Origin of the sequence: Glutamicibacter sp. PAEs-4 (assembly GCF_051161755.1) — a bacterium.
Classification (GTDB): Bacteria; Actinomycetota; Actinomycetes; order Actinomycetales; family Micrococcaceae; genus Glutamicibacter; species Glutamicibacter nicotianae.
Window position 1 is genome coordinate 1,088,631 of the sequence record NZ_CP195017.1, and the last position, 11,439, is coordinate 1,100,069.

The window sequence follows — 11,439 nt, forward strand, 5'->3', positions numbered from 1 at the left end:
CGCTAGGCTAGGCCAGCGTCGCGGTATCGATCACGAAGCGGTATCGGACGTCGGACGCCAGCACGCGCTCGTAGGCCTCGTTGATCTGCGTGGCATCGATGACCTCGATTTCTGCGCCAATTCCATGTTCGGCACAGAAGTCCAGCATTTCCTGGGTTTCTTCGATGCCGCCGATCTGCGAACCGGCGAAGGAACGGCGCCCGCCGATCAAAGCAAAGGCGTTGACCGGCAATGGTTCAGCCGGCGCGCCAACGTTGACCAAGGTGCCGTTCACGCGCAGCAGTCCGAGGTAGGAGCTGATGTCGATCGAGGCGCTGACGGTGTTGATGATCAGATCGAAGCTCTTGCGCAGATCCTTGAGGGTGTTCTCGTCGCTGGTGGCCCGGTAATCGCTGGCGCCCAGCTTCAGGCCGTCCTCCCTCTTCTTCAGCGATTGCGACAGCACGGTGACCTCAGCGCCCATGGCACTGGCGAGCTTGACTGCCATATGGCCCAAGCCGCCGAGTCCCACCACGGCAACCTTCTTGCCCGGTCCTGCACCCCAGTGCTTCAGCGGGGAGAAGGTGGTGATGCCGGCGCAGAGCAGGGGTGCGGCGACATCCAAGGAGATGCCTTCGGGGATGTTCAAGGCGAAGTTCTCGTCAACCACGACGTGCGTTGCATAGCCGCCCTGGGTCATGCTGCCATCACGGTCGAGCGAACCGTAGGTTCCCACGCTCTGCTCGCAGAACTGCTGGTCGCCAGCCAGGCAGTTTTCGCATTCCATGCAGGAATTGACTAGGCAGCCCACGCCAACGCGATCGCCCAGCTTGTGCTTGGTGACTGCTGAGCCGACTTCGGTGACGATGCCAGCTATTTCGTGGCCCGGGACCAGCGGATAGTTCTGGTTTCCCCATTCACCGCGGACCGTGTGGATATCGGAGTGGCAGATGCCGGAGAACTTGATGTCAATCAAGACGTCGTGCGGACCTACAGCACGGCGCTCAATCTGTGTCGGGATGAGTCCTTCAGCCGCAGAGTGCGCTGCGTATGCGTTGACCATAGTTGCCATCAGGGTATTTCCTTTGTCTTGCGGGTTGCGACTGGCAATGTTCTGGGCTGCGGCGATCGCCGCAGTCCATCAGGGCGTGGCCCATGGAGAACAACAATCGGCAGGCTATGAATAATCCCGGTCTGAGTAAATTTCCCACGCCGTTCCGCTGCCTCCATAGGAATAATGCTGATCAGTTACTGCCAAACTGGTGTTCAACCCTGCACAAGCTCTTCATCCAGCGCTTCCATAGTGTCGGAGGTCGCCTTTAGAGTCGGTGCCATGGCGAGAAATTCAAGCGATTTGGCAATCCAGGAAGTTCAATCCCTAACACAGCTGCGAAAGAGCCTGGCAGACAGTGTTTTGAGAATGCCTCCGGCGCATTTTCGAGGTGAAATCGTGGGACGAGTCAGAAAAATGGGATCAAAGAGATGGGCGACGCTGTTTGACGGCGACTGTGCAGTGGAAGTCGAATTCCCTGCGGCCATGTGCCCATCATGGCTGGGAGATGGCCACCAACTGACGGTGACAGCGAGGCCAAATATCGACTCCTGGCGACGAAATCCAGTGTGGGTTGCCGTTGGGAACTATGAGAATCACGGTCAACTCGCAGTTCAAGCAACGAGAGACAAAGGCCCTTGGGCGCTGCTCAGGCAAGAAACATCCCGGGAATTCGGCCTCCCGCTAGAGTCAAGCCAGAACTTGGAGACTATAGAGCCGGGCGGGAAGATCTCCAAGGTGCTAGTGCTGTGTGGCCGGGACAACCAAGTGCTCCTGGACTTTGTTCGTGGACTGCACCCGAAAGGAGTGAAGAAACGGGTTGCTGTCGAAGTTGCCGAGCTCAGGGTCCAAGGGCCCAGTGCCGTGCGCGAAATCTCGCGTAAGCTTTCGAGCCTCAAACCGGGCCAGGCCGATGCCGTAATCGTATTGCGCGGCGGGGGGTCGTATGCGGACTTCGTCGCCTTCGACGACCGCGAACTGATCCAAGCTATTCGCCAATGCGCGCTTCCGGTCATCACCGCACTTGGACACAGTGAGCATGTGCCCTTGGCTGCGCGTGCGGCAACGGCCAGCTTCGATGTGTCGCAAACGGCCGGGATCGCGATCAGAACGGAAAACAACCGGCGCTGGTTCGCCGGCCAGCCGACCTCCAAACAGCTCAAGACGAAGATAGAACAGCTGGCCCGGGAACTGTCGGTACAGGGTTCCCGGACTTCGTCGCTGGAGCAGGCGAACGCACGGCTCAGGCAGGAACTTGCCGACACCCGGAATCACGCCGTCCAACTACGCGAACGGGGTGATGACCTGCAGCAGCACGCCAGCTTGCAAAACCGGGAAATGCATTCGGATCTGCTGGAGTTGGCCCTGCAGAAAATCCGCCTCAATTCGCTTTCCCGCGGACTGTGGTGGAGCCTATGGACGGCGCTCACGGCACTGGCAGCCCATGTCGATACGGGCCTCGGCACTGGCCAAACGGTAGCGCTTTCCATGTTGCCTGCCCTTTGGGCGATCTGGACTTTCACCGGAGGCTATCGGGCTCAAAGGATCATTGACTCATCCGATTGGCGAGGAGCCGTGATGGACGTAGATCTATGCTGGCTGCGCCCGCGGATCGCAGGCGCAACGGTGCCGCGTGATCTCTGCTGGTTGCTCAGGCATCGCAACGCATCGCTGCAACAGTGAATGGCGAACCCACAAGTTGCTGGCATGCGCCCATCGCTCAAGAACTGCGTCTTTTGCCAATTCCCGGTAGGCTAGTACATGGGTCTGCATGTTCTGTGCGGGCCCCGAATGAAAATAACTCCCAGGACTGACTGACCGTTGGTCCCGACCGCCAGTTTCCCGGTCCTCGGTAGTGACTTTCGCTAGGGCAAATAGCTGCCCCAGCGCGGGTCTCGATCGAAGACCAGATCTGGGTAGGGCTATACGGTTCGCTCATCCACCATGTGGGAGCGATCGAAAGGAGCACCCCCTTAATGGAGGGTCCAGAAATCCAATTCGCCGAAGCGCTGATCGACAACGGCCGCTACGGTACCCGCACCATTCGCTTCGAAACCGGCCGCCTCGCCAAGCAGGCTGCTGGCTCGGCAATGGTCTACATCGACGAAGAGACCGCGCTGCTCTCGGCAACTACCGCCGGCAAGCACCCGCGCGAAGGCTTCGACTTCTTCCCGCTGACCGTGGACGTCGAGGAGCGCATGTACGCTGCCGGCCGCATCCCGGGCAGCTTCTTCCGCCGCGAAGGCCGCCCATCGACCGAAGCCATCCTGGCTTGCCGCCTGATGGACCGCCCGCTGCGCCCAGCCTTCGTCAAGGGCCTGCGCAACGAGGTCCAGGTTGTCGTCACCGTCCTGTCCATCGAGCCGGATGAGCTGTACGACGTCGTGGCAATCAACGCTTCGTCGATGTCCACCCAGCTTTCGGGCCTGCCATTCTCCGGCCCAATCGGCGGCGTTCGCGTTGCACTGGTTGATGACGGAAACGGCGCCCAGTGGGTTGCCTTCCCTAAGCACTCCGAGCTGAAGAACGCTGTCTTCAACATGGTTGTTGCCGGCCGCATCGCTGGCGATGACGTTGCCATCATGATGGTGGAAGCCGAAGCTACCGACAACGCTTGGGAACTGATCAAGGAACGCGGCGCCCAGGCTCCAACCGAAGAGGTTGTCGCCGAAGGCCTTGAGGCTGCCAAGCCATTCATCAAGGTCCTGTGCGAGGCCCAGGCCGACCTGGCTGCCCGCGCTGCCAAGGAAACCGTTGAGTTCCCGGTCTTCCGCGACTACGAAGACGATGCCTTCACCGCTGTCGAGGCTGCCGCTTCGACCCGCCTGGCAGAGATCTACACCATCGCTGACAAGCAGGAGCGCGACAACGCCGCAAGCGACTACAAGGACGAGATCCTGGCATCGCTGGCTGGCGAAGGCAACGCTTTCGAAGGCCGCGAGTCCGAAATCTCCAAGGCCTTCGGTGCGGTGACCAAGCACATCGTGCGCCAGCGCATCCTGACCGACCAGATCCGCATCGACGGCCGCGGCCTGGCTGACATCCGCCAGCTCTCCGCCGAGGTCGAGGTGCTGCCTCGCGTGCACGGTTCGGCCATCTTCGAGCGTGGCGAAACCCAGATCATGGGCGTCACCACCCTGAACATGCTCAAGATGGAGCAGCAGATCGACTCGCTGTCCCCAGTGAAGTCAAAGCGCTACATGCACAACTACAACTTCCCGCCATACTCGACCGGTGAAACCGGCCGTGTTGGTTCGCCGAAGCGCCGCGAAATCGGCCACGGTGCACTGGCAGAGCGCGCGCTGGTTCCAGTGCTGCCAAGCCGCGAGGAATTCCCATACGCCATCCGCCAGGTCTCCGAGGCACTGGGCTCCAACGGATCGACCTCCATGGGCTCGGTCTGCGCTTCGACCCTGTCGCTGCTGAACGCCGGCGTGCCGCTGAAGGCCGCCGTTGCCGGCATCGCCATGGGCCTGGTTTCGGACACCGTTGACGGCGAAACCCGTTACGCTGCTTTGACCGATATCCTCGGCGCCGAAGATGCCATGGGCGACATGGACTTCAAGGTTGCTGGTACTTCCGAGTTCGTGACTGCGATCCAGCTGGACACCAAGCTGGATGGCATTCCGGCTTCGGTGCTGGCCGCCGCGCTGACCCAGGCTCGCGAAGCACGCCTGCACATCCTGAACGTGCTGAACCAGGCCATCGACGCTCCGGATGAGCTGAACGTCAATGCTCCGCGCATCATCTCGGTGAAGATTCCAGTGGACAAGATCGGCGAGGTCATCGGCCCTAAGGGCAAGATGATCAACCAGATCCAGGAAGACACCGGCGCAGACATCTCGATCGAGGATGACGGCACCGTGCTGATCGGCGCAACCAACGGCGAATCCGCCGAGGCTGCCCGTTCGGCCATCAACGCCATCGCCAACCCTCAGGTTCCTGAGGTCGGCGAGCGCTACCTGGGCACCGTCGTGAAGCTGACCACCTTCGGAGCGTTCGTTTCGCTGACCCCGGGCAAGGACGGCCTGCTGCACATCTCCGAGCTGCGCAAGATCAATGACGGCAAGCGTGTGGAGGACGTCGAAGACGTCGTCGGCGTTGGCCAGAAGCTGCAGGTGGAGATCACCAAGATCGATGACCGCGGCAAGCTGTCGCTGGCTCCAGTCATCGAGGAAGAAGCTGAAGAAGCAGTAGCTGCTGAGTAGTCTTTAGATTCCTGCAGGAAAACCCCGATTCACTCTGATGAATCGGGGTTTTCCTTCTCTTCAGACCAGCTTGATTGGCATGGCTGGCAGGTCAGCGCCTACGCGGGTGCCGCATCCTTGCTGATGCCGGTGGCGCTCAGCGCCTCGAAGTGCAGAACTTCAACCTCGCGGCGATCCTCCTCCAGCTCCAGTGCCCGCTCGGCTCGGGCGAAGGAATCCTTTGCCTGAGCCTTCAAGGCTGCCGTCCATGGGGCATCGGAGCGCGCAATCAGGGCACCGAGTTCCTTTTGGATCCGCATCATGACTTCGACGTTCGAAGCGCCATCGCGCGAGGTCGCCCGGAAGGCATCCTGGAGCAGGTCCTGCGGCTCAAGCAGGCGAAGGTGGACCCGCCCGGCGTCCGAGGAATCCGGAATCCTTGCCTGCATGGCGATGTCCAGTACGCGGTGCGTTGCTTCCAGGACCTCGATGGCGGTTCCCGGATCATTGATTCCGGGGGAGAGCGACTTGCTGGAGATTTCCGACAGCGCGAGCAGCCCGAGCCGCGGGTCCTGTTCGAAAGTCCGGTGGTTGGCGATGACGAAGGCCCGCTGGATCGCTTCCTGGCTCTCTTCCGACACCTTGCCGCTCAGGTACGCAATGGGGTGCCCGGCAAAAATCCTTGAGCCTGGGCGGCGTTCGACCCAGAGCTGGCAGTTTTCCTGCTCGGCAATTCGCTGCAGAGCTGCCACGTCGACCTTGACCACGAATCCTGGATGGTCGCATTCCAGCGGGATGGCAGTCGTAGGCGGATCAACCCACAGGCGTCCGCCGAGCAGCGGCTGCTCGGCGTAGTCCGACATGGCCTGCGAGGCGGCATCGCCGACCCGGTCGATGATGTCGGCCATGCGGCCGAAAGTGGTGAGGAACGAGATCCAGCGCAGCAAGGTCACCAGCACCACGGCAATGACCAGGATGGTTCCCAACAGCAGCAGCGCTTTTTCCGAGCTGGAATAGACATCCAAGGACAACGCGATGATCCCGACGATGGAGAATGCGAAAGCCCCCACGAAGGTAGACAGGGCAGTATGCGAGGTCCGGTCGGCAATCAGCAGCTGGATGGAGCGGGGAGTACCGATTTGCGTGGCAGTGGAGTATGCCGAGACCATCGTGGTCAGGGAAAACGTCGTGACAGCCAGCATCGACGTGGCCAGGATCTGCAATAGCGTCGCGGCGGCATCGTTGCCGAGCGCTTCCAGCAGGTTCGCCGGAATGAGATTGCCCAGTGCTGGTGCGGCGATGGCCAGAAGGATTCCAGCTACGGTGAATACTGTGGCCCGGAACCAGATTCCGCGCAGCGACTGCTTTGCATAGCTCAGTGCTCTTACCATGAATCCTCCTTGTGCCCCCTGTTCGCAGCATGAAGGCATTACGTTCCTAGTCGGCCGCTCAAAGCGGTGACGGCTGAGCTAGACATTTTCTTGAGGTGAGTTTACGCCAGGAATTCCCGGGCTCCGAGAACCCGGGCCGACCTGCTCATGCACGGAGCGGCAGAATTCCGCGAGGCGACCCTGTTAAGCAGGACACCCGGCTGGAAACCAGCCGAGTGTCCAGTGCAGGTTGAATCTGGCTCTGGGGCCAGTGCCTGAATTTCAGCTCAGATGCTTGTCGAAGAACTCGCGCAGCTGGACGCTCTTCTGCTTGGCGATGTCATCCCATTCGTCGATCGACGCCGAGTCGTCCGCGTAATCGGATGGGATCTTGAAGATCTGCAGCGGGACATTGAAGCGCTGGCAGATGCTGGCGTAGGCGTAGCCTTCCATGTCGACGAGCGAGGCGCCCAAAGACTTGATGTGGATGCGCTGTTCGTCATTGGAAACAAAAACGTCACCGGTAGCCATGGTGGCCTGGAAATCAGGAAGCAGAATTTCACCTGCGGGATCCACATCCGCCGAAGGCAGCGGGAAATCGTGCTGGATCAGCTTGGTGACCTGGTAAATGGTGTCCAGGCTCGGGCGATCTTCACCGGCATGACCTACAACGCCGGCGGTGCCCAGGACTACGACGTTCTTGATGTTGCCCTCAGCGAGCACTCCAGCCAAGGCTACCGATGCGTTGATCTTGCCAACACCGGAAACGAGGTGCTCGACATCTGCAAAGGCTACGGCTTCGTCTGCGTGCGCAAAGACGAGCAAGGACTTCTGGTCCGACATGAACTTCCCCTCTAAAGAAATTGGCTCGGGGAGTGCTGCCCCGAACGTCCTAAGAAGTCTATCGGTTACCTCCTTCACTGAGGTCTCGATTTGCCAGACGGTGAGCAGATAGACTTTGCATATGAGTGATATTGAACTTGCTGAAGTTGAAAGCTTTGCACTGGACCACACCAAGGTGAAGGCGCCGTATGTGCGCAAAATCGGGGTGGAACACGGTCCCAAGGGCGATGCCATCACCAACTACGACATCCGTCTAGTCCAGCCAAACCACGGCGAGATTCCAACGGCTGGCCTGCACACCATCGAGCACACCATGGCTGGTTTGCTGCGTACCCGCATTGATGGCCTGATCGATTTCTCCCCATTTGGCTGCCGCACCGGCTTCCATATGATCCTGTGGGGCGAACCGACCCCGTCGGTTGTCGCCGCTGCTATCAAGAGCTCGCTGGAAGACATTGCCGAGAAGGTTACCTGGGAGGATGTTCCGGGAACCGAAGCCGTGAGCTGCGGCAATTACCGTGACCATTCACTGCACTCGGCTCGCGAATGGGCGAAGGTCGTCTTGGAACAAGGCATTAGCCTTGACGCGTTCGATCGTTCCAAGATTGCCTAAGCAGTAGCTTGTGAACTGGAAATCCCGTGTGTTCTGTTGGGGACGCGCGGGATTTTTTCTTGCTTGGCTGTTTCCTGGCCTGGCAGAAAGGTAGACGCCAAGCCGTAAATAAGCCGCAGAATCACTGCGCGCAGGCGCTAGCATGAAGACCATGCGCAGAGTTCTTTCCTTGGCATCAGTACTGGGCGCCATGTCGTTGGCTGTTAGTGGATGCATGAATTTCGATGCGGCAAGGACATCCAGCATCGGCAAGGAATGCCAATCGGCAATCCAGCGGCAGAACCAAGCCTGGTCCGATCCTGAATCATCCCAAGAGATGATCGGCGAAGCCGAGAAAAAGTCGCTTAGTGCTTGCAAGGACCTCGATGAGTGGAGCACTGCTGTCTCCTATAATCCCGGATCGATGGGATATCCGGAATTGAGTACAGAAGATGCCGCGAACACCGTTTACCTTGCCTGTGCCTCCAGCGACCCAGCGCGGCGGACCCCAGTGTGCGCTGATGCCGCGAAACGCGGATATCTCGATGCGACATGACCTGCAAATCTGCATGACGGTATTTCGATAGCAGCGGTTCGATCTCGTAATCTCCCAGAATGTGATGGCTCCATCACCAATGAGCTATTGCCTTCAAATAGCGTTTCTATGGGAGAATGAAAGACAGTGTACTTAGCTTGAAATCGCTATTCTCGACGAATTAAGGACGTATATTCGTGGCCATGATTCCATTGCCGTTGCATTCGGTGGAGACCACACAGTTTTCTCCGATTGACCCGGCGGACCCGACGTTGGTCCACCGCGGCGAAGGCGGCTCTGAAGTCCGGCGCAGCATCCTGCCTGGTGGCGTACGAGTCCTGACGGAAGCGATGCCCGGACAGCGGTCCACTACTGTGGGATTCTGGGTTCCGGTCGGTTCCCGCGACGAGGAAGCAGGACACTACGGATCCACCCACTTCCTGGAGCACTTGCTCTTCAAGGGCACTGCAAAGCGAACCGCCTTGGAAATTGCCCAGTCCTTCGACGCAGTGGGCGGCGAATCGAACGCAGCCACCGCCAAGGAATCGACCTGCTATTACGCCCGGGTGCTTGACACGGATCTGCCGATGGCGCTGGAGGTCATCGCTGACATGGTCACCTCAGCGGTGATCGATCCGCAGGAACTGGAGCAGGAGCGCGGGGTGATCATCGAAGAACTTGCCATGGATGCAGATGACGCGATGGACGTCGCCCACGAGCGCTTCGTTGCCAACGTCCTGGGCGATCACCCGCTAGGACGGCCTATTGGCGGAACTCCAGAAGAGATCATGGAGATCTCCCGCGAGGCAGTCATGGAGCACTACCGTGCGCACTACCGCCCAAGCGAGCTGATTGTCACTGCAGCAGGTTCCCTGGAGCACGACAAGCTGTGCGAGCTGGTTCTCAAGGCGCTGGCTGAAGCCGGCTGGGAACTGGACCCGATGGCAGTGCCGGAGCCACGCCGCATGGGCGAGCCAGCGCAGATCACCTCGAAGGCCGGGCTGGAAGTCATCAACCGCCCAGGCGAGCAAGCCAATATCATCATGGGCTGCTCGGGCATCACCGGCCACGACGACCGACGCCAGGTGCTCGCGGTGCTGAACGCTGTGCTCGGCGGCGGCATGAGCTCGCGCTTGTTCCAGGAAATCCGGGAGAAGCGCGGACTTGTGTACTCGACCTATTCCTTCTCCGCCGCCTATACGGATGCCGGATACTTCGGCATGTACGCAGGTTGCGCCCCGGCCAAGGCGGCTCAAGTTATCGGGTTGCTCGGCGACGAACTGGATCGCTTGGCCAAGGACGGCATCAGCGAGTCTGAATTGGCGCAGGCCAAGGGCCAGCTATCCGGGGGAACGGTGCTGGCCTTGGAAGATCCTGGAAGCCGCATGTCCCGTTTGGGCAGGGCAGAAATGATTACCGGCGAATTCCAAGACATCGACGAAGCCCTGTCCCGCGTCAATGCAGTCACCGCCCAGGACGTGCAGCAGCTGGCCCAGGAACTGGCGGCCAAGGATCGCGTGATCACCGTGGTAGGACCATTTGAGAATGAAGCCGCGCTAGGCCTCTAGAATCCACCGGCAGTGCCCCTTGAATCGAATCTGAGGATCGTGATTCACGGGGCATTGCCGTTTTATTGGTTCAAACCGCGGCTTCTACTAGCGCCGCAAGCTCGGGCGCGTGGGAGAAATTGAACCCATGCGCACCATGGCGCATGACAGCAAGCTTGGCCTGCGGAGTTTTGGCGACCAAGCGAAGACCGAATTCCGGGGGAGATAGCGGATCCCGGGTGCCGCATACGACATCAACCGGGCAGTGCACTGTGCGGAGCAAATCGATGGTGGAGTAATCCAGCATCTGGGCACAGCTTTTGGCCCACCATGGGATGCCGCAACGCAGGTAGTCGACGAGCAAGATTGCCTTAACCGAGTTCAACTCATACGGGAAATCCTCGAAGAGCCGGCGTGCCTGCCTGAAGAGCGTCGCCTCGCGGTCGTTGACCGCTGGAGCTGCAATGATCAGGTGCTTGACTAGGTCGGGCCACGCGCGGGCCAGCTCAATGGAAACCTGCGCACCCATGGAATGCCCGAGGACAATTGCGTTCTCAACCTTCAGCTCGCGCAACGCCAGTGCCACCTCGTGTGCAAAACGCGGTACGGTCACCGGGCGGCCATCATCGAGATTCTTGCCATGGCCGGGCAGCTCGGGAACGATCACCCGATGCTTCTGCGCCAAGATGTTTGCCAGCGGAGTGAAATAGCGGCTGGAAGCCCCGAGCCCATGCAGGAGCACCACGTCGGGCCCCTGGCCTGCGACTCGAACCGAGAGCCTGGTTTTCAAGGATTCGGGCAAATGCCCAAAGTACTCGTGGCGCACGCCAGCCTTTCATCGTGCGAAAAGTGCGCACATACTATCGGTAGGGAAAATCGGCACACTCGCCAGAAATGGCGAGACGAGCACCAAGGGAGCTAGCCGCCCACCCCGGTCGAATGCTGATTAATGGCGGAACGGAGATCTTCCGGGAAGAGTTCCTTCACGTCTTTTTCGTAGTCGGAACCGTCACTTGGACGACGCAGTTCTTGCCCGTCGATGCGGAATGGGAAGGCGTCGGCTTGAGCCGCGGCATCCGCGGATTCCTGGCTATCGGGTGCGCAGGTAGCCCAGCCGTAGGTCGTGGAATCCTCGATTCGGAAAACTTCTACCTGGCATGTCGGTGATTCGATAACTGTTCCCTGCTCTTGGACGATATCGATGATTGATGCTCGTTCGTCATCCGACAGGGTGATCGGTTCGCTGCCAGAACCGCAGGAAGTGCATGCGAAGGTCGCGGCGAGGATTGCACCGATGCCGAAACCGATACGCTTAATTTTCTGACCCATGGCCCT

Annotated in this window: 10 protein-coding genes; 5 read left to right on the forward strand and 5 right to left on the reverse strand. The window is 59.8% G+C overall.

All coding sequences use genetic code 11. The annotated features are described in order from the left end of the window. Nucleotides 1-7 precede the first annotated feature (7 nt). Nucleotides 8-1,051, reverse strand: a complete 1,044-nt coding sequence (locus ACR9WD_RS05115; protein ID WP_190264794.1) for an NAD(P)-dependent alcohol dehydrogenase — start codon at nucleotides 1,049-1,051, stop codon at nucleotides 8-10. A 465-nt stretch (nucleotides 1,052-1,516) separates the two neighbouring features. On the opposite strand from ACR9WD_RS05115, the gene ACR9WD_RS05120 reads away from it, so the two are divergent. After that, entirely contained in the window at nucleotides 1,517-2,713 is a 1,197-nt protein-coding gene (locus tag ACR9WD_RS05120; RefSeq protein ID WP_223308973.1) for an exodeoxyribonuclease VII large subunit, read from the forward strand. Between the two features lie 293 nt (nucleotides 2,714-3,006). Further along, complete coding sequence (locus ACR9WD_RS05125; RefSeq protein WP_254590525.1) at nucleotides 3,007-5,238, forward strand: polyribonucleotide nucleotidyltransferase; 2,232 nt, start codon at nucleotides 3,007-3,009, stop codon at nucleotides 5,236-5,238. Nucleotides 5,239-5,336: 98 nt separating this feature from the next. On the opposite strand, the gene ACR9WD_RS05130 is transcribed toward ACR9WD_RS05125, so the two are convergent. After that, the gene (locus ACR9WD_RS05130; protein WP_423299799.1) at nucleotides 5,337-6,608 is read right to left on the reverse strand and encodes a DUF2254 domain-containing protein; all 1,272 of its coding nucleotides are present in this window, start codon (nucleotides 6,606-6,608) and stop codon (nucleotides 5,337-5,339) included. 261 nt (nucleotides 6,609-6,869) lie between these two features. Continuing rightward, complete coding sequence (locus ACR9WD_RS05135) at nucleotides 6,870-7,430, reverse strand: purine-nucleoside phosphorylase (protein ID WP_121866455.1); 561 nt, start codon at nucleotides 7,428-7,430, stop codon at nucleotides 6,870-6,872. 121 nt (nucleotides 7,431-7,551) lie between these two features. Between ACR9WD_RS05135 and ACR9WD_RS05140 the strand changes: the two genes are divergently transcribed. The 3 genes from ACR9WD_RS05140 to ACR9WD_RS05150 all read left to right on the forward strand — a co-directional run bounded on the left by ACR9WD_RS05140 (nucleotide 7,552) and on the right by ACR9WD_RS05150 (nucleotide 10,125). Continuing rightward, nucleotides 7,552-8,043, forward strand: coding sequence for an S-ribosylhomocysteine lyase (locus tag ACR9WD_RS05140; protein WP_434922863.1), 492 nt, complete (start codon nucleotides 7,552-7,554; stop codon nucleotides 8,041-8,043). A 142-nt stretch (nucleotides 8,044-8,185) separates the two neighbouring features. Continuing rightward, on the forward strand, nucleotides 8,186-8,578 hold the full coding sequence (locus ACR9WD_RS05145) for a hypothetical protein (RefSeq protein ID WP_143181061.1): 393 nt from the start codon (nucleotides 8,186-8,188) through the stop codon (nucleotides 8,576-8,578). A gap of 176 nt (nucleotides 8,579-8,754) precedes the next feature. After that, nucleotides 8,755-10,125 carry a M16 family metallopeptidase gene (locus ACR9WD_RS05150; RefSeq protein WP_371858954.1) on the forward strand — a complete coding sequence of 457 codons (1,371 nt, stop codon included), beginning with the start codon at nucleotides 8,755-8,757 and terminating at the stop codon, nucleotides 10,123-10,125. Between the two features lie 70 nt (nucleotides 10,126-10,195). On the opposite strand, the gene ACR9WD_RS05155 is transcribed toward ACR9WD_RS05150, so the two are convergent. Together ACR9WD_RS05155 and ACR9WD_RS05160 are read right to left on the reverse strand one after the other, a co-directional pair. After that, nucleotides 10,196-10,930 (reverse strand): alpha/beta fold hydrolase, encoded by a 735-nt coding sequence (locus ACR9WD_RS05155; protein ID WP_083586691.1) that lies wholly within the window; start codon nucleotides 10,928-10,930, stop codon nucleotides 10,196-10,198. Nucleotides 10,931-11,022: 92 nt separating this feature from the next. Next, the gene (locus ACR9WD_RS05160; protein WP_038989612.1) at nucleotides 11,023-11,433 is read right to left on the reverse strand and encodes a hypothetical protein; all 411 of its coding nucleotides are present in this window, start codon (nucleotides 11,431-11,433) and stop codon (nucleotides 11,023-11,025) included. Nucleotides 11,434-11,439 lie beyond the last annotated feature (6 nt).

Coding starts and splice junctions, on each gene's coding strand:
- ACR9WD_RS05135 (WP_121866455.1), bottom strand. CDS start 7,430: ATGTCGGACCAGAAGTCCTTGCTCGTCTTTGCGCACGCAGACGAAGCC.
- ACR9WD_RS05145 (WP_143181061.1), top strand. CDS start 8,186: ATGAAGACCATGCGCAGAGTTCTTTCCTTGGCATCAGTACTGGGCGCC.
- ACR9WD_RS05115 (WP_190264794.1), bottom strand. CDS start 1,051: ATGGCAACTATGGTCAACGCATACGCAGCGCACTCTGCGGCTGAAGGA.
- ACR9WD_RS05160 (WP_038989612.1), bottom strand. CDS start 11,433: ATGGGTCAGAAAATTAAGCGTATCGGTTTCGGCATCGGTGCAATCCTC.
- ACR9WD_RS05140 (WP_434922863.1), top strand. CDS start 7,552: ATGAGTGATATTGAACTTGCTGAAGTTGAAAGCTTTGCACTGGACCAC.
- ACR9WD_RS05125 (WP_254590525.1), top strand. CDS start 3,007: ATGGAGGGTCCAGAAATCCAATTCGCCGAAGCGCTGATCGACAACGGC.
- ACR9WD_RS05120 (WP_223308973.1), top strand. CDS start 1,517: ATGTGCCCATCATGGCTGGGAGATGGCCACCAACTGACGGTGACAGCG.
- ACR9WD_RS05130 (WP_423299799.1), bottom strand. CDS start 6,608: ATGGTAAGAGCACTGAGCTATGCAAAGCAGTCGCTGCGCGGAATCTGG.